General features: G+C 58.6%; 16 protein-coding genes. 5 read left to right on the top strand and 11 right to left on the bottom strand.

Annotation, left to right across the window (positions count from 1 at the left end; all coding sequences use genetic code 11):
- Nucleotides 1–4: 4 nt before the first annotated feature.
- From alaS to rpsD, 5 genes are all read right to left on the bottom strand, one after another.
- On the bottom strand, nucleotides 5–2,686 hold the full coding sequence (gene alaS / locus H3T93_RS01940; RefSeq protein ID WP_144177162.1) for an alanine--tRNA ligase: 2,682 nt from the start codon (nucleotides 2,684–2,686) through the stop codon (nucleotides 5–7).
- A 166-nt stretch (nucleotides 2,687–2,852) separates the two neighbouring features.
- A complete protein-coding gene (locus H3T93_RS01935) occupies nucleotides 2,853–3,092 on the bottom strand; it encodes a hypothetical protein (RefSeq protein ID WP_046322979.1) in 240 nt (79 codons plus the stop codon).
- Nucleotides 3,092–3,523 (bottom strand): DUF948 domain-containing protein, encoded by a 432-nt coding sequence (locus tag H3T93_RS01930; protein WP_144177164.1) that lies wholly within the window; start codon nucleotides 3,521–3,523, stop codon nucleotides 3,092–3,094. The genes H3T93_RS01935 and H3T93_RS01930 overlap by 1 nt, the downstream gene beginning before the upstream one ends.
- A 92-nt stretch (nucleotides 3,524–3,615) precedes the next feature.
- Complete coding sequence (locus tag H3T93_RS01925) at nucleotides 3,616–4,284, bottom strand: histidine phosphatase family protein (RefSeq protein WP_144177166.1); 669 nt, start codon at nucleotides 4,282–4,284, stop codon at nucleotides 3,616–3,618.
- A gap of 92 nt (nucleotides 4,285–4,376) precedes the next feature.
- Nucleotides 4,377–5,003 carry a 30S ribosomal protein S4 gene (gene rpsD / locus H3T93_RS01920; protein WP_015021916.1) on the bottom strand — a complete coding sequence of 209 codons (627 nt, stop codon included), beginning with the start codon at nucleotides 5,001–5,003 and terminating at the stop codon, nucleotides 4,377–4,379.
- A 317-nt stretch (nucleotides 5,004–5,320) separates the two neighbouring features.
- Here rpsD and H3T93_RS01915 point away from each other — a divergent pair, with 317 nt between their 5' ends.
- Both H3T93_RS01915 and H3T93_RS01910 read left to right on the top strand, forming a co-directional pair.
- Nucleotides 5,321–6,007, top strand: coding sequence for a TetR/AcrR family transcriptional regulator (locus tag H3T93_RS01915; protein WP_144177167.1), 687 nt, complete (start codon nucleotides 5,321–5,323; stop codon nucleotides 6,005–6,007).
- Complete coding sequence (locus H3T93_RS01910; RefSeq protein WP_144177168.1) at nucleotides 6,004–7,281, top strand: MFS transporter; 1,278 nt, start codon at nucleotides 6,004–6,006, stop codon at nucleotides 7,279–7,281. The genes H3T93_RS01915 and H3T93_RS01910 overlap by 4 nt, the downstream gene beginning before the upstream one ends.
- 116 nt (nucleotides 7,282–7,397) lie before the next feature.
- On the opposite strand, the gene H3T93_RS01905 is transcribed toward H3T93_RS01910, so the two are convergent.
- From H3T93_RS01905 to H3T93_RS01890, 4 genes are all read right to left on the bottom strand, one after another.
- Nucleotides 7,398–7,970, bottom strand: a complete 573-nt coding sequence (locus H3T93_RS01905; protein WP_144177169.1) for an NAD(P)H-dependent oxidoreductase — start codon at nucleotides 7,968–7,970, stop codon at nucleotides 7,398–7,400.
- Nucleotides 7,971–8,113: 143 nt separating this feature from the next.
- On the bottom strand, nucleotides 8,114–9,451 hold the full coding sequence (locus tag H3T93_RS01900; protein WP_144177170.1) for an ABC transporter permease: 1,338 nt from the start codon (nucleotides 9,449–9,451) through the stop codon (nucleotides 8,114–8,116).
- Nucleotides 9,438–10,631: an ABC transporter permease gene (locus tag H3T93_RS01895; RefSeq protein WP_144177171.1), complete on the bottom strand. Its 1,194-nt coding sequence runs from the start codon at nucleotides 10,629–10,631 to the stop codon at nucleotides 9,438–9,440. The genes H3T93_RS01900 and H3T93_RS01895 overlap by 14 nt, the downstream gene beginning before the upstream one ends.
- 41 nt (nucleotides 10,632–10,672) lie before the next feature.
- Nucleotides 10,673–11,629, bottom strand: a complete 957-nt coding sequence (locus H3T93_RS01890) for an ABC transporter ATP-binding protein (RefSeq protein ID WP_110425311.1) — start codon at nucleotides 11,627–11,629, stop codon at nucleotides 10,673–10,675.
- A 554-nt stretch (nucleotides 11,630–12,183) separates the two neighbouring features.
- On the opposite strand from H3T93_RS01890, the gene H3T93_RS01885 reads away from it, so the two are divergent.
- Both H3T93_RS01885 and H3T93_RS01880 read left to right on the top strand, forming a co-directional pair.
- Nucleotides 12,184–13,071 (top strand): sensor histidine kinase, encoded by an 888-nt coding sequence (locus H3T93_RS01885; protein WP_186363886.1) that lies wholly within the window; start codon nucleotides 12,184–12,186, stop codon nucleotides 13,069–13,071.
- Complete coding sequence (locus tag H3T93_RS01880; protein ID WP_144177174.1) at nucleotides 13,068–13,721, top strand: response regulator transcription factor; 654 nt, start codon at nucleotides 13,068–13,070, stop codon at nucleotides 13,719–13,721. The genes H3T93_RS01885 and H3T93_RS01880 overlap by 4 nt, the downstream gene beginning before the upstream one ends.
- Nucleotides 13,722–13,748: 27 nt before the next feature.
- Here H3T93_RS01880 and H3T93_RS01875 read toward each other — a convergent pair whose 3' ends face one another.
- Nucleotides 13,749–16,283, bottom strand: a complete 2,535-nt coding sequence (locus H3T93_RS01875) for a UvrD-helicase domain-containing protein (protein ID WP_144177175.1) — start codon at nucleotides 16,281–16,283, stop codon at nucleotides 13,749–13,751.
- Nucleotides 16,284–16,475: 192 nt separating this feature from the next.
- Entirely contained in the window at nucleotides 16,476–16,769 is a 294-nt protein-coding gene (locus tag H3T93_RS01870) for a hypothetical protein (RefSeq protein WP_144177176.1), read from the bottom strand.
- A 247-nt stretch (nucleotides 16,770–17,016) separates the two neighbouring features.
- Here H3T93_RS01870 and H3T93_RS01865 point away from each other — a divergent pair, with 247 nt between their 5' ends.
- Nucleotides 17,017–17,607, top strand: coding sequence for a xanthine phosphoribosyltransferase (locus H3T93_RS01865; RefSeq protein ID WP_144177177.1), 591 nt, complete (start codon nucleotides 17,017–17,019; stop codon nucleotides 17,605–17,607).
- Nucleotides 17,608–17,620 lie beyond the last annotated feature (13 nt).

Here is a 17,620-nt window from a genome sequence, read left to right as displayed (position 1 = left end):
AAGCTCAGCCTTCTTGGACCTGATCACTCAGGGCTTTCAAGGCCCGATCGATGGCCGAGGCATCCTGGCCGCCACCCTGGGCAAAGTCAGGCTTGCCCCCACCGCCGCCTCCCAGGACCTTGGAAGCCGTCCTGACCAAATCGCCGGCCCTGAGACCGCGGTCACGGGCCGCCTGGTTGGTGGCTACGAAGATGACAGGCTTGTCATCCTCGCTGACACCAGCCAGTGCAACCACAACCGGGTACTCCTCGCCCATGCGGGCCCGCAGGTCGGTCACCGTCTTGCGCAGAGCATCGACCGAGCCAAAATGCCCCATGTTCCGGGATGCGATCTTGACCTCGCCCGGGGCATGCAAGGCCTGGTTGGCTAGTTCGGGCACAGCCTGGGCCATCTGCTGCTCATAGGTGGCCGCCAGTCGGCGGTCGGACTCCTTGAGCTTGGCCAGCAGGGCCGAAATCCTTGACTCAAGCTCGTCAGGGCGGGCGTTGAGCTTGTCGGAAAGCTGAGAGACCAGGGCGTGCTCACGGGCGTTGTACTCGTAAGCGCCCTGGCCCACCACGGCATCCACACGACGAACACCGGTACCCACCGAGGCTTCGGACATGATGGAGACCGCACCGATCTTGCCCACGTGATCCACATGGGTTCCCCCGCAGAGCTCACGGCTCCAGCCGTCCTCGCCAATGGAGACCACACGGACCACGTCGCCGTACTTCTCCCCGAACAGATGCATGGCGCCCAGGGCGATGGCATCGTCATACTTCATCTCCTGCGCGGTCACGGCCAGGTTGTCCCGCAGGCGGTCGTTGACACGGGATTCCACCGCATCCATGGCCTGGCGGCTGGGAGCTTGCGACCATTGGAAGTCGAAACGCAGCCTGTTGGGTGCATCCTCGGAACCGCGCTGCGTGGCCTGGGGACCCAGTTCCTCTCGCAGAGCCTTATGGACCATGTGCGTGGCGGTGTGCGAGCGGGCGATGGCGCCGCGCCGGTTCCGGTCGATGGTGGCCGTGACCTTGGCCTGCAGGATCAGCGTTCCTTCAGTCAGCCGGCAGCGGTGGATGGTCAGCCCTTTGATGGGCTTTTGCACGTCGTCCACCTCCAGGACGGCTCCATCGTCGGTCAATATCTCACCCTGGTCGGCCAGCTGGCCGCCGGCCTCGGCGTAGAAGGGCGAGCGGTCCAGAATAACCTCAACCTGAGCAGGTGCCTTGACAGCCGGAACCGCCCCCTTGCCCTCCTGGATGATGCCCAGGACGGTCGAGCGGCTGGAGAAGTCGGTGTAGCCCAGGAAGACCTGAGGCTCGTCCAGACTCTTGCGCATATCGTCGTAGACACTCAGATCGACGTTGTGCCGCTTCTTCATGGCATCGGCGCGGGCCCTGGACTTCTGCTCATTCATGAGCTTTCGGAACTCGTCCTGGTCCACCTTGACACCCTGCTCGGCAGCCATCTCCAGGGTCAGCTCGATGGGGAAGCCGTAAGTGTCATGCAGGGTAAAGGCATCCTTGCCCGAAACCTCGGGGTCGCCCTTCCCGCTCTTGGCCTTGTTGACGGCCGTATCCAAAATGGTGGTCCCCTTGTCCAGGGTCCGGCGGAAGGCCAGCTCCTCGCCATAGGCCGATTCGGCCACCTCGGAGAAGGTGTCGTTGAGCTCTGGGTAGCTGGGAGCCATGGCCTCCTTGGAGACCGGGAAGAGCTGGGGCAGAACCTCCTGGTCCACGCCCAGCATCTTCATGGAGCGGATGGTCCGGCGCAGCAGACGACGCAGCACATAGCCACGGCCGACGTTGCTGGGACGGACGCCGTCGCTCATGATCATCAAAGCCGAGCGAACATGGTCAGCCACCACACGGAAGCGCACGTCATCCTGGGCGTCATCGCCGTAGTGCCGACCGGACAGACCCTCGGCCGCCTGGATGACGGGATAGACCTCGTCGGTCTCGTAGATGTTCTGCTTGCCCTGAAGCAGGTAGGCCAGGCGCTCCAATCCGGCGCCGGTGTCGATGTTCTTGTGCTCCAGCTCGCCCACGATGTGCAGGTCGGTCTTGGAGCGGACGTTGTCCACCTCGTAGTTCTCGAAGACCAGATCCCATATTTCGATGTACCGGTTCTCATCGGCCGAGGGGCCGCCCTCCTTGCCATAAGCAGGCCCACGGTCCACATAGATCTCAGAGCAAGGGCCGCCAGGGCCGGGGCCGCCGGTGGTCCAGAAGTTGTCCTCCATGCCCAAAATTTCCATGTGCTCGGGGTCGAAGCCCTCGTTTTTCCATAGGGAGCGAGCCTCGTCATCGTCGGTGTAGGTGGTCACCCAGATCGTATCGGGGTCGAAGCCGTAGCCCCCTTGATCCTGGGGCTTGGTCAGCAGGTCCCAAGCGTAGTGGATGGCCTCCTCCTTGAAGTAGTCCCCAAAGGAGAAGTTGCCCAGCATCTGGAAGAAGGTGCCGTGACGGGTGGTCTTACCCACCTCGTCGATGTCCAGAGTGCGCACGCACTTCTGGTTGCTGGCCATCCGGCTCTTGGGCGGGGTCTGTTCCCCCAACAGGTAGGGGATGAAGGGGACCATGCCGGCGATGGTGAAGAGCGTGGTGGGATTGGGCGAGATCAAGGATGCGGATGGGACCACCAAATGATCCTTGCCCTGGAAATAATCGAGGAAACGCTTGGCGATTTCCGATGTGCGCATGCTGCTTCTGCTCCTTCAGACCCGGTGAACGCCGACGGGCTTGCGGGTTGTCCAAATGACTCGGTTGTCCGGGGCACGAACAGGTCGCCCGTACTCCGGACTCATAGCTGAATATGGTGATTTTACACCGACCAGGTGCATCTGTCCTGGTCTGTCCGCCCCAGGCTCAGCCCTGGAAACGGTCCAGATAGCGGCGGTCCAGCTCGTCCTGCCGCTGATGCATTGTCTGGGTGAATTGGCGCACCAGTCCGGACAAGGTCCGGGAGGCCACCTGGTCCTGGTCCTCGCCCAGAACGAATTCCCGGGCACGCTTGGGGGTATTGGCCCTCACATAGGCCTCAGCCTTAGTCACCAGGACCACGCCTGTTGTCACGCCCAACCCCAGCCAGAAGATCCGTTTGAACATCAGCGGGTCCTCCCCTCGTTCCCTTGGCCGTCATTGGCCTTTTTGGCTGTTGGGGACTGGACTCCAGCGCTGTCACGGCCTCCTGAAAGAAATGACGAAATCGTCTTGCGCAAGGCATATAGGAAGGCTGCTACTTTGATGACCGGCTTGCCCAGCATTGATCCGTACAGATCGGTCAGAGCACCGACGTTGCCTGCAGTGGTTGAGGCCGCTGCGGAGATGCGATTGACGTCAGTCAGAGTCTGGTTGAGTTGAGTGACCGTGCTGGTGGACTCGTCCAGGGTGGGCACCACATGATCGCCCGTCTGCTTGATGGTCTGCGCCAGCTGATCGAAGAGCTTCCCCAGACGAATCAGGGGATAGATCAGAAACCCCGCCAGGATAGCGAAGGCAATAGCCGCTATCAGGCCGGCAATCTGTCCTACGTCCATCTGCTACCTCTCTTCCATTGGTACGATACTGGGGACAACGCTAGCACGCGCCGTCTATCAGTCCAGGACATGACCGGCCTGTTGAAGCCGGTTCAGCGATTGAAGGACCGTACCTGCAGGGCCCGCTCAAAAGGGGCATCCGTATCGAAGTCGAATATGGTGACGCTTCCATTGCTTGGGCGGCTGCTGGTGTCATATCTGCCCCCGCCGAAGCGGTTGACCAAACTAAGCAGTGTGTTGCCGTGCGAGATCAGTAGGACGCGGTCGTCATTCTTCAGGTGCTGGTCGGAGGCAATCAGGGCGAATCCGCCGGCAATCCGCGTCCAATACTCGTTGTCGGACTCGGCATCGCCAAAGGGATCTGCCTCCTTGAGGAAGTCCCTGGTGGCTGCCAGGCCGAAACGGTCCACGATCTGCTGATAGGTGCCAGCCCCATGAGGCGCGCCTGCAGCCCACCAGGCCATGGCCATGTCCTGTCCCTCGAAATAGCCGTAGAACTGCTCACGGAAGTGGCTGTCACTGACCGGCTCAGGCTTCTTCTCCGACTGGTTCTTGTCCAGGATCCTGTGGACTGTCTCTTGGGCGCGTGTGGTGTCCGAGCAGTAGGCGGCCGCAAAGCTCACCTGGCTCAATTTGTGGCCTGCACGGTCGGCATCCTGCAGCCCCGATGAAGTCAGCGGCGAGTTGGACCATCCCTGGAGACGGTTGTAGCGATTGAAATAGGTCTGTCCATGGCGGACAGCATACAGATGGAGCAACATGCCTCTATTATCCCACCCATGCTTCGGCAGAAGCGGCAGATTTTGGTATGCAAAGGGCCCCGGACAAACCGGGGCCCCAAAGTTGCTGGCGGTCAGCGAGCGTAGAACTCGACCACGTACTGGATGTTAATCTGAACCGGAATCTCCTCCGGCTCGGGCTTGCGGACCAGACTGGCCTTCAGGGAGGCCAGGTCCACGTCCAGGTAGCCGGGGACTGCTGGCAGCACATCCCGGTGGACGCCTTCTGCTGCGATCTGGAAGGGCACCATGGTCTGGCTCTTGGGCTTGACCTGGATGGTCTGGCCGGGCTTGACCCTGTAGGAGGGCCGGTCCACGATGTTGCCGTCGACCAGGATGTGGCGGTGAACCACGTACTGACGGGCCTGAGCGGTGGTGCGGGCGATGCCGGCGCGCAGGACCAGGTTATCCAGGCGGCACTCCAGCTCGCGAAGCATTGCGGCACCGGTCTGGCCGGACTCGTGGGTGCCCCGCTCATAGGCGGCACGCAGTTGCTTCTCAGAGACGCCGTACTGGGCGCGCAGCCTCTGCTTCTCCCGCAGACGAACGGCGTAATCGGACTCGGTGCGACGACGGCTGCGGCCGTGCTCGCCGGGGCCATAGGGGCGCTTCTCGAACAGGCGCTGGGCCTTGGGCGTCAGGGCAATGCCCAGAGCACGGGACAGGCGGACCTGCCGACGTGCACGCTGAATGTTAGTCATTGATGCAATCCTTACTTGCTTCTGTCGTTATCTGAACGAAGACGGCCGGAACCGTCGAGTCAGGCCTCTCCAATGCTTCACCGTGCCAAGCACGAACGACCTTGCGGCCGCCGACCCATTGATGGGCTGAGACTCCAGATAGATTCACGCACAAATGCGCAAACCAAGTGTTTATTAAACCACATGTGCCTGACCTGCCAGAGGAGAGTGTTGTGATATATTCATACCAACGGTCGGTATGAAATTGACGCAGGAATGGCAGCCTCACCATCCAATCGACGACGGCTCATCATCATCGACCTGAAAGGAAAACGACCATGGCCCGCAACGCACACCCTGAGCTGACGCAGGAACGAATCATCAAAGCCGCAACCGGGCTCTTCACCAGCCGGGGCTACGACAAAACCAGCATGCAGGACATCATCGATGCGACCGGAGGCTTGAGCAAGGGAGCCGTCTACCATCACTTCCAGTCCAAGGAAGACCTCTTTGATGCCGTGGCCGATAGGTTGATGAGGACCATGAGCGAGACAACCGACAAGACCCGACCCCGGACGGAACAAGGCACGGCATTGGAGCAGCTGCAGTCGCTCTTCTCCCCCGGGCGAGCGCAAAAGAGACTGGAGGCCGCGGAGCTGATGTTCCGCAAATTCAATCCAAAGGCTAATCCCAAGATGATCGGCATGGAATTCACCGCCATGGTGGACGAGCGGGACGACTTTGTCGATCTCTTGAAACAAGGCAATCAGGACGGCTCACTGCACGTGGACCACGTCAAACAAGCCGCGGAGATTCTCCGCTTGCTGGCCAACATGTGGCTGCTGCCTTTCTTTCGCCGTGGTACGCAGGCTGAACTACGCACCAGAGCCGCCTGTTTCTTCACGATCATGCAAAGCTTGGGTATCCCCCTGCAAGACCAGGGATTCTCCGACTCGCTGGCATCCTTCGGTACCGACACCAAAGGCAACAACAAGGGAAAGACTGAAAGCGAAGGCAGTATATGAACCCGCCCGCTAGCGACCAAACCTCAAACATGGGCCACTCCAAGGGCAAGGGGCTGCTGACACTGCCATTCATTGCTCTTCTGACGACTGAGATTCTATCTAATCTAGGGCAAACATGCTTGGTCTTCGCCCTCCCACTTCACCTGCTCAACATCTCAGGATCGGCATCACTTTATGGCATGGCATCCGCTCTGGCAGTCCTTCCATCCATTCTCCTGACCCCCCTGGGCGGAGCTCTGGCCGACCGGTTGCACAAGCAGTCCACCATGGCAGTCCTGGACGTTCTGTCGGCATTGACAGCACTCTTGTACATCCTGATCAGCCGCAAGATCGACCCGGTTTTTTTGACCGTGGCCTGCATGATGCTGGTCAATGCCTATAGGGCCTGTTACAGCCCAACGGTGCAAGCAGCCCTCCACTGCCTGGTAGACAGAAAAGACCTAACCCGCGCATCGGCCCTGGTGTCCCAGGCGATCTCCCTCGTAGGAATGATCGGACCAGTATTGGCCGGCATGGTCATGGGCTTCTTCGGAATCGTGCAAGTAGTCGGGGTTGCTGCCTTGGTATGTCTTCTTTCTGCCGTCTGGATCAGAATTGCGGTCAGGATTCCCGAACCAGCACAGGGCACCTCCCAAGGTCCGAGGGCACTGGTGAGCCATCTGGTCGCGGACACCAAAGCTGCGGCACAATTTCTGGTCCGGCATGGCAACCTCAAAGTGGTCATAGGACTCAGTCTGGCGGCCAACTTGATCTTTGCCTCCTACGTCAACGTGGCACTACCATATATGGTCACTCGTGCGCTGGGTCTGAACAATGCCATGCAGGGGCTGGCCGAAGGAATACTGGCCTGCGGGAGCCTGCTTGGAGCCATCTTGGTGTCCATCCGCCCAACCTGGTTCTATCTGCAACGGATACCCATGCTGCTTTCGGGCAGCGCCCTGGTCCTCCTGCCCATTGCCGCAGGGCTGCTTCTGCATTTGCCTACTCGTGTCCTCTTCGCCCTGGTCACCGGGTGCATGGCTCTGGCTGCGGGAGTGGTGCAGACGGTCAACATCACCTCCCTTTCCTATGAGCAGATTCATACCCCTGTAGGACTGATAGGCAAGGTGATAGGACTGACCAACAGCCTATGCATGTGCGCGATTCCACTGGGACAGGCCGCCTTCGGCCCGCTGATCGACCACTGCCCCATGACCCTGATCATCGCTGGGGTGGTCACGGTGACACTGCTGACATGTGTGATTGCCAGGCTTGCCATGAATCCGGACGAATAAATGGCATGGCATATGCCCTTTTTTGAATGCCGCGCCGGCGCTTTTCGACATTGGCGACCAAAGGTCCATTACTTAGCGACGTAGACACATAAGCATCTCAATAAGGCTGACAGGCCTTACTTTGTTGAGGGTACTGTCTTGCAAATCTTCTGAGTGAAGGCTTCGCGGCGTTCAGGTGTATCAACCTTCGAGTCTATGCGGCCCAGAATGCTGGCCCCGGTGAATTTGATACCGCAGAATTTCAGGATGGAGTACTTCCATCGGGTCACGGTTGAGCCATACATCTTGGAGACGAAGGCCGGCCCATGGCTGCTGCTGATAATTTGCGCCGTCTTGCCTCTGAGCAGCCCCTCCGATTTAAGGCTGCTTTCATACCGGTATGCAAATTGTGGCGTGAGTACCCTATCTAACCAGCCCTTGAGGATGGCCGGTTCACCTGCCCACCAAATGGGGAAGACAAAGACCAGATGATCGGCTCGGGCGACCATGCTTTGATAACGCTTAGGTGCTGATTCGTCTTCCATGTGCTTGACATAGCCGTAGCGAAGCACCGGGTCGAAGTCTTCCTGGCTGAGGTCGATCATTTCGACCGTGTGGCCTTTACGCCGGGCAGCTTGTGCATAAGCCTGGGCGTTGGTATGGCTGAAACTACCTTCATAGGGTGATCCTTGAATAACGAGTATGTTCATATCGTTTACTTCTTCAGTTATGCTGCATCTGGTTTAGGCGCTATCGAAAACCTCTGCCGACTCTATTATCTAAAATAATTTAATATTTGATAGATTATCATAAGCAAAACTGTTGTCAGAAAGATGATATGAATGCAGGAAAACTACCCGATCATACTGGGGTCGGAACTGACAGGAGCGACCAGGGTGGCGCGGGTGCGGGTGATGCGTGAGACCATGAGACCGACACAGGCATAGGCCAGAGCGAACAGGGCAACCACGATCAGCGGAAGACCCCAAGAGGTCAGACCTGCTGCACGTGAATCCATGATTGATTGGAGAGCGGTGTTGTACCACCAGCCAGGAGTCAATTTGCCGATGGTCTGCATGACCGGAGGCAGGGGGCCTCCCGAACTTGACCCGGAGGTGAACATAACCACCAAGCCGAAGATGACCCCTACCGAGTTTATGAGAGAAGAGGAAGGATTGAACTGAGCAAGCATGAATCCAAAGGAGGCCGCCGACACAGCGAATATCAGCATGACGAAAAAGCTCAGCAGCACCCTCCCCCAGCCAAGCGAAGCCAAAGACACCCCTGACGCCGCCATGCTGAAGGCGACGAGTGCCACGTAATATATCCAGGAGAAGCCTGCGAGGATGAGGGCTGCCGTGAGCTCCTGTCCGTTCAGGCTACTTGAACGCATTGGAGAGGCAAGCAGGCGTCGATGTCGGTCTGGAGAGCTGAAGGCTCCGAAAAGCGTAGCAACACAGACCGTCAGCGCTGTCATCAAGGGAAAGGCAGCCAGGCCGACGGTGGTGGCGAAACCTTCCAAGAGGGCGCCATGGTCATCATCCTTTGGGCTGGCATGGATGCCCACATGTGGCTGGTTGCTGGCATAGTGCGATACTGCATAGGCAGCCGCATCCTTGATCGCTGCAGACGAATGCAGCTCCATGGGAGCGTTTTGGCCCAGATCTGACAGCAGAGCAGTACGAAGAGCATCGAAATAACTGTCCACCTGCAGTTGTGCCAAACTGCCGCGGCTGGAATTATAGGAGGCAGCTGTTTCAACTTTAGGGAAATTAAGAGCTTTGCTACCGCTGTGAGCTTGGGCGGCAGTATCTTCAAGCGCATCAAGAAAGCGTTGGCCATATCCCGCTGGAATGATGACAGTCAAATCGCTTTTGCCGGATACGTTGGCATCCTGCAGGGCCTGGGGTCTATCTTCAACTGTCACCAGTTGGGCCGACTTGCTCAGATACCGCTCCAGACCTTGGCCCAGCTCACAACCAACCTGGTTGCCGTGGTCCCTGTTAATAACGACTATTTTCGCCTTCGCGGGTTCAAAGCGACCAACCGAGCTTGAGGCATTGGCACGTACCGCGGCCTGCATGTTCGTGGAACCGATGACAATCATGATGAGGCTCATGCCCACCAGATACAAGAGGAGATAGAACTTATGCGCCCAGATGACGCGCAGTGCTGTTTTACAAGTATTCATAACGTTGTTTCCTTAGGAACAGACCGCAAATGGCTAGGAAGACGGCGGCCATGATAGCCAGGATGCCGCAGGTGCGGGCAAAGGGTGCCAGGCTGTCGTAGTAGACGATGTCGTAGAAGAGGTTGGAGACCTGCTTGACAGGGTTGATCAGGTGGAGGATCGGAGCATGCTCCTGGATGGCGTTATTAAGGTCCATAGCCAGGCTGCCGTAGAGGCCGATAAAGGCACTCAGCGTGCAGTCAATGCCTATGACCAGGCCAACCTTCGTTTCGGTGGACAGTTTAGGGATCGCTCCCATCATAGAGCCGAAAGCGGTAGCCATAAAGGTGCCCACGGCGATGGCCATGAGGGCTATCGGGTCACGACCACCGGTTTGCACGCCGCAGACTGTGCGGACGAAAATGTAGGCAACCAGAAGGCTGACTGCGGAGAAGAGCCAGGAGGCCAAGAAGGCGCCCGCTGCCTGCTGCCACTCGGGGCTGGGAGAACTGGCCCGTCGGGCTCCCAAGGCTGAAAGGTTGGGCTGAGTCCTGGCAATCATCTCTGCTGCGGTGCTGGCGCCGATAAGGCAGGCCATAGCGAGCACGGCAAAGAAGTAAGGTGCGGTCATCGAAGGATTGATATGGGTCAGACGGATTTGCTTAGTGTAGGTCTGTCGGCCGGATTGCAGCAGTATTTGAGTATTTGGCAAGGCCAAGGTTGAGCTTACCGAGTTGGCCTGATTGAAGCTGACTAGCGAGGCGGAGAGAATAGAGACCGTTATGCCTTCTGAGGCAGTTGAGTCGGATTGGATGTTGGCGGCTTCACGATCGGACAGGACCATGTTGACCCGTCCGTCAGAACCCGCGTACAGGTAGCCGATGTCCTTCTGACTATCCAGACGTGTGTCTGCTTCGGCCCTGGAAGTCACTGTCGTCGGGATAAGCAGCTGAGTGTCATCGGACCCGGCCTTGGGTTTCTTCGATAGTGATGAAACCAATTCGTCAGCGCCCAGGCTGGCTTTCCAGTTGGCGTCAGAGACTATGGCGAAATGTTGCGCCTCGGCAGTGTAACCGTCCTGGAGGTTGCCCATGATGCCCAGCATCAGAGCGGCCAATATGACTGGAAAGGCCAGTACCCAGAAGAGGGAGGAGGTATTGCGTATCGAGGTCTTGACGTTGATCAGGAATGAGTTCCACATAGATATGTGCTCCTTACGGCAATTGAGCCTAGGGACCGCGCTCAGTCGCGCAATTCCTTGCCGGTCAGTTCCAGAAACACGTCGTTCAGGGATGGCGGACGGCTGGTCAGGTGGCCGTAGCTGGTCTGGGTGGATTCCAGGACCGTCAGCACATCCTGCAAGTTGTGCTCGCCCTGCCGACAGTGGATAACCAATTCCTTGCCGTCATAATCGACGGACTGGGCCAGAGGCAGAGCACGGATCTTGGCCAGTGTAGACTCCTTCAAATCCAGTGTCTCGACAGTGACCTGCTCACCGGCCTGGACCATGCCCTTGAGCTCCTCAGCAGTGCCTAGGGCAATCTGTCGGCCGTGGTCCATGATCATGATGCGCGTGCAAATCTGCTCCACCTCCTCCATGTAATGGCTGGTGTAAACTACGGTGGCCCCCTGGGCGTTCAGCCGCTCGATGCCTTCCAGGATGGCGTTGCGGCTCTGGGGATCCACGGCGACGGTGGGCTCGTCAAAGAAGATGAGGTCGGGCTGATGGGCGATGCCACAGGCGATGTTGAGCCTGCGCAGCAGACCGCCCGACAGCTTGCCGGGACGGAACCTGCGGAAGTCACCCAGCCCCACGAAGTCAATAGCCTGCTCAACCAGATCCTTGCGGTCGGCCTTCTTGGGCACATAGAGGGAGCAAAAATAGTCGATGTTCTCCTGCACGTTCAGTTCGTTGAAAACAGCCACATTCTGTGGAACCACGCCGATATGACTTTTGAGGTCATAGGAGGTCGGGGTCATCTCCTGCCCGAATATCCGAACCGTCCCCGATTCAAAGCTGAGCAGGGCCAGTATGCAGTTGATGGCGGTTGACTTGCCTGAACCATTGGGACCAAGCAGTCCGAAAACTTCGCCTCGATTGACTTCCATGTCGAAGTGGTCCAAGGCCACCATGTCACCGTAGCGCTTCACCAATGCATTGACCTTCAAGGCCGGCTCTTGCTCACGTGAACTGTTCATGATTCCATCATCCCAGCTACAACTGGCCCAACACCATGACAGCCGTCATCAATGTTGTGGATGCTCAAATCAGACCTATGACATTTGTCATGGGTAGTCCTGCCTTCGGATAGGCTCAGGAACGGGTAGCCCGCCAATTACTATTTGAGACAATAGGGCAACTGGGCGAGGAGACATTCATGGGCAGGATAGCTGGCTGGCTGATTCTGCTTGGTCTGGGGACCTTATGCGGATCATGGTATGGTTCAGAGATTTCAGGAATCCTGATCGCAGGCCTCTTGGCCTCAGTAGCCGCAGGAGCCCTGTGCGAATGGCTGTTGCCAGCGCCGGGTTCCATGTGGGGTGGCGCTCTGGTGTCGCTTTTGGCAACGTTTATACCAGACTGGCTTTTCTTCTTGCCAGCTTTGGCCTTTGAGGCGGGGGTCGGACTCGGAAGCATGGTCCCGGCTACCAGGTCAGTCGGTATGAAAGTCCCCCAGACCGAGGACTCTAGACTGGTCTGGCCCAGGCTGCTCTTAGCCTTGCTGCCGGCATTCTTTTGGCTGGTACCTGGCATGGCCGACCTCATACAGTTCAGAGGCCTCCCCCAACGCTATGCCCTGCTGGCTTTATTGACCTCAGCACTGGCGCAAGGCGGCGGACTGACGTGCGCGCACTTGGCCGTAGCCAAGGGTCGTGTATGGCAGATTGAAGACACCGAGCGCTACAGGATCCGCCAACTGCATGGCCGCATCAACGACCTGGACGAGGAGCGGGCCCAGGCGACCCGGATGGCACACTTAACCGAGCGGACCCGGATTGCCCGAGATATTCATGACAATGTAGGCCACCTACTCACTCGAGCCATCATGCAGACCCAGGCTGGCCGGGTGGTTGCTCAGAGCAAAGGCGATCAGAGTACCGAGCAAGTCTTTGATAGTGTCGGAAAGACTTTAGACGAAGCAATGACCACAATTCGTCGTTCGGTGCATGACTTGGAGGATGAGGGCACCGACTTCGCATCCCAGATGGAGGATGCCAGCTCCGAGGCTTCTATGGGGCGGCTACAGGTCGATCTGAACAACGGCATTAAGACAGCGCCTGCACCGGTGTGCCGTTGCCTGGCCAGCATTGTTCGTGAGGCCCTTACCAATACGGTCCGCCACTCTTCAGCCAAGTCGGCACAGGTCATTCTGCGCGACCTACCGGCCTTCTGGCAGATGGTGGTTCAAGACGACGGCGGAATTCAGCACTCGCAACCTGACAGCTCGCGTCATAAGAAACCAGAGCTCCAGCGCGGCATGGGGCTGGCCGATATAGAGGCCAGGGCCAGAGCCCTGGGCGGCACAGCCAACAGTGGACCCAACCAAAAAGGATGGAAGGTCTTCGTATCCTTGCCAAAGGAGCCCTGGTTCAACCGCAGTGCAACTGAGCACGTAGAGGATAGGAAGGTAATGGCATGAAAGTCGCTATCGCTGATGACGATCCGATCGTCTGCTCGTCCCTGTCAACAATTTTGACGGCAACCGGCGCTGCAGACGTGCTCTGGACTGCCAATGACGGTCAGTCAACCCTGGATTGTTACCAGGCCGCTGGTGGCAGGCCTGACGTGCTGCTGCTTGATGTGCAGATGCCTGGCATGGATGGCCTGGAGGCGGCGGAGCGCATCATCGCCATGGATTCGACTGCACGAGTGCTCTTTCTGACCACCTTTGCGGACAAGGAGTATATTTCCCGTGCCTTGGCCTTGGGTGCCAAGGGCTATGTAATCAAGCAGGACGTGGCTTCTGTGGTGCCGGCCCTGCAAGCCGTCATGGCGGGACAGACGGTTCTTGGAGCTGAAGCAGTGGCTAATCTGTCACTCGGCAAGCAAGAGGAGCAGACGCAAAAAGATCCAGCCGACCCTCGCCCCAGACGCTTCCAAACACTGACTGACCGCGAACGTGAAATCGTCGCTCTCGTGGCCGATGGCCTCGATAATCAGGCCATCGCCAGGCGGCTCTATCTCAGCGAGGGCACCGTCCGCAATCACATCTCAGCCATCCTGGCCAAGACCAACCTGGCCAACCGCACCCAACTCGCCGTGGAATGGCTGTCCTCGCAAGAGTCGTGAGCATACAGCTTTTGGAGTCTCGATCGTTCAGAGCTTTTCGATTGGTGCCAAGCGCAGCATCAGCCTCTTGGTCCCCTCGGAACCGAAGTCCACGGTCAGGACCGAGTTGTGACCCTTGTCCTGAATGTCGACCACCTTGCCCAGGCCATACTGGTCATGGGCCACCCTGTCTCCCAGGGAGAAATCCTGAATGGACAGGCCGTTCGACTTGGGTTGGGCTGAGGCCCTGCCAGCGTGTGAGGTTGACGATGAGCTTGTTGTGCTTCGTCTGGTCGTGACTCTTCCATTTCTTGAGGAGGAGCCGCGAGAGCCGTACCCTGATGATCCAAACGAACGCTGTGAGGAGGTTCGCGATCGCCCATACCCACTGCGGGAAGAGCCAAACCCGGATCCGGAGCCAAAGCCGCCGAATGAACGATGACCGAATGCACGGCCATCGCTTTCATCCTCGAAACCACCGAATTCGTCCTCGTCATCACCCAGGTCCCAACCTGCGCGCATCCGCTCGTTTCCTGTCTGTCGACGCTTCCAGTCGATCAACTCGTCAGGGATGTCGTCCAGGAACTGGCTGGGCAGCATCTCATTGACCTGCCCCCACTGAGAGCGGACGGCCGCCCGGGTCAGGTAGAGACGCCGCTTGGCACGAGTCACGCCCACATAGGCCAGCCGACGCTCTTCCTGCATCTCATCGGCATCTTCCAGACAGCGGGAGTGCGGGAAGGTTCCCTGCTCCATACCGGTCAGGAAGACCACAGGATACTCCAGGCCCTTGGCCGTGTGTAGGGTCATCAGCGTCACCTTGCCTGAGTCGTCGCCCAGGCCTGGCAGCTGGTCCGAGTCGGCCACCAGTGCTGTGGTCTCCAGGAAACCTGCCAAGGTAGCGTCAGGAGTCTTCTGTTCAAACTCGGCGGCCACGGACTGCAACTGGCCAAGGTTCTCAAGCCGGGAGGCATCCTGCGGGTCAACCGACTTGCGAAGCTCATCCAGCATGCCGGACTCCTCCAGAACCTTCTCGACGATCTGAGACGGCTTGGTATCGTGCTCTGCGGCAAAGCCGGTCAGGGAGGTGATCAGATCCCTGAAGGCCTTCATCCGCTTGACCATCAGCGTGGAAGCCCCGGGCACCTCCTCTATATGTTGCACCCCCTCCCAGAAGGAGACCTGATGCAGATCCGCATAGGAGGTCGCCGCTGCCTCGGCACGTGCGGCCAGGCCCCGCTTGGGCACGTTGAGTATCCGCCGCATGTTCACGTCGTCCTGGGGATTGGCGATGGCGTGCAGATAGGCCAGTGCGTCCTTGATCTCCTTGCGCTCATAGAAGCGGGTCCCACCCACCAGCTGATAAGGCAGGCCGGCATTGATCAATCCCTCTTCCAGGGCGCGGGACTGGGCGTTGGCCCGGTACATGATGGCCATGTCGGAGTATGGAATGCCTTCCTCGCTTCGTAGCCTGGCAATCTCGGTGGCAATCCAGGCTGCCTCCTGCTGGGCATTGTCGGCTGCGTAGCCCACGATGGGCTCTCCCTTGCCCAAGGCAGTCCAGAGTTTCTTGGGCTTGCGCCCCTCATTCTTGACGATGATGGCGTTGGCCGCATCCAGAATGGTCTGGGTGGAACGATAATTCTGCTCCAGGAGGATGGTCCGGGCTCCGGGGAAATCCTTCTCGAAGTCCCTGATGTTGCTGATATCAGCCCCTCGGAAGGCATAGATGGACTGGTCCGAATCCCCCACCACGGTGATCCAGGCGGGATCCTGCTTGTCAGCATCGGCGCCGGCCAGCTCGCGCATGAGCACATACTGGGCATGGTTGGTGTCCTGGTACTCGTCCACCAGCACGTAGCGGAAACGATGATGGTAGTACTGCGCCACCATCGGGGATTGTTGGAGCAACTGGACCGTACGTACGATCAGATCGTCGAAATCGACAGCATTGGCCTGAGCCAGCCGATGCTCATACTCGGCGTAGATTACGGAGTAGAGCTCCTCCTCGTTGCCGAAGCGGGCGGTGATCTGCTGGCCGCGCTGACCGGGCCGGTAGTCGGGGGCGTACTCCTGCAGCTGCGTGCGCCAATCCTGCAGGTTGTTCTTGTAGTCAGATATGTGGCTCAGAATGTTTCTTGGGGTGTAGCGCTTCAGATCAATGTTGAGATCCTTGCCGATCAGCTTGATCAGGCGCTCGGAATCGGCTGTGTCATAGATGGTGAAGCCCGACCGTAAGCCGATCTCCTTGCCATCTCGCCTCAGAATACGCACGCAGGCTGAATGGAAGGTAGACACCCACATGCGGTCGGCCACAGGCCCAATCAACCTACGCAGACGTTCGCGCATCTCGGAGGCCGCCTTGTTGGTGAAGGTGATGGCCAGAATCTGACTGGGCCAGGCGCCAAACTGACTGAGAATCCAGGCGATTCTGCGGGTCAGCACCCTTGTCTTGCCCGAGCCTGCGCCTGCTCCGATCAGCAGGGCCTGCCCCTGGTATTGCACTGCCTCGGCCTGCCGATCGTTGAGCCCCTTGAGCAGCTCCTTGGCGCTGCGCTGGATCAAGTCCGGTTCCTCGTTCACAAGCCACCTCTTGCCATCTGGTCTCGGTCACCGTCACAGGCCGGATGGCGCACACCCGGCAACCAACTATTTCTACCACAAAGCGGTGTCATCGACCTTGGCTCACGGGTTAGCCAGCAGACATAAAAGACCCCGCCCGCTTCGGATAGGGAAAGCGGACGGGGTTTAGTCGGGGAAGCCGAGATGACCCAGTCAGTTGCGCACTTGATCCTTGGCGTTGTTGACAGCCTCAGTGGCGCCCTGCTCAGCCTTGGCCTTGCCGACCTTTGCATCGGCCTTGGCCTGGTCCATCTTGTCGGAGGCGGCGTCCTTGACGTCACCCAACTTGTCCTGGGCAGCGTCCTTTGCATCGCCCATCTTGTCGGCAACGGCGTCCTTGGCATCGGATGCCTTGTCCATAACGGTGTCTTTTACATCGCCTGCGACGTCGGAAATCTTCTCGCCGGCAGACTTCATGGCATCCTTTGCATCATCCAGAATCCCCATATGGTCCTCCTTAGGTCCTTTAACGCACCGCGACGATGCGTGACCATTGCGGTCAATTTTCACTGTAACAGTCAGGGCCTTGAATCCGCGGATTGACGGGCTGACACGCCAGGAAGACACTCCAATCCGCTGGCGGTGAAACCTGACGGATCAGGGCAGCCAGACCACAGTCCCAGAACCGGGTTATCTTGGTGTTTATCCGTCGGGACCATAAGGGTTCCGCTTTCATGACGACAAGGACGATGACATGCAGGAACTTGAGGAGCGAATCCGCCGCCAAGGCACGGTAAAGCCTGGCAATGTACTCAAGGTGGATGCCTTCCTCAACCATCAGTGTGACGTGCGGCTCTTCGACCACATGGGAGCTGAGTGGGCCCGCTTGTTTGCCGGTCACCAAATCGACAAGATTCTGACCATCGAGGCATCCGGCATCGGCATCGCCTGCCTGGCCGCCCGCCACTTCGGGGACGTGCCGGTGGTCTTCGCCAAGAAGACCCAGTCCATCAACCTTGACGGCGACCAGTACACAGCCCGCATCTACTCCTTCACCAAGCAGCGTGAGTACCCCGTCATCGTGGCCAAGCGCTTCCTCAAGGAGGGCGAGCATGTACTGATCCTTGACGACTTCCTGGCCAAGGGCAACGCCCTGCACGGTCTGATCAACATCTGCCATGACGCCAAGGTCGTTATCGAGGGCATCGGCATCGCCGTGGAGAAGGGATTTCAGGAGGGCGGCCGCACTCTGCGCGAAGAGGGCTACAACCTCAAGTCCCTGGCCATCGTGGAAAGCATGGACCCTGACCAGGGCACCATCACCTTTACTCACAATCCTGCATGAGCAGGTCGGCGCC

The sequence above is a fragment of the Bifidobacterium sp. M0404 genome (assembly GCF_016101415.1).
GTDB lineage: Bacteria > Actinomycetota > Actinomycetes > Actinomycetales > Bifidobacteriaceae > Bombiscardovia > Bombiscardovia polysaccharolytica.
Note: the sequence above shows the minus strand (reverse complement) of the source record. Positions and strands in the feature narration are given on the sequence as shown.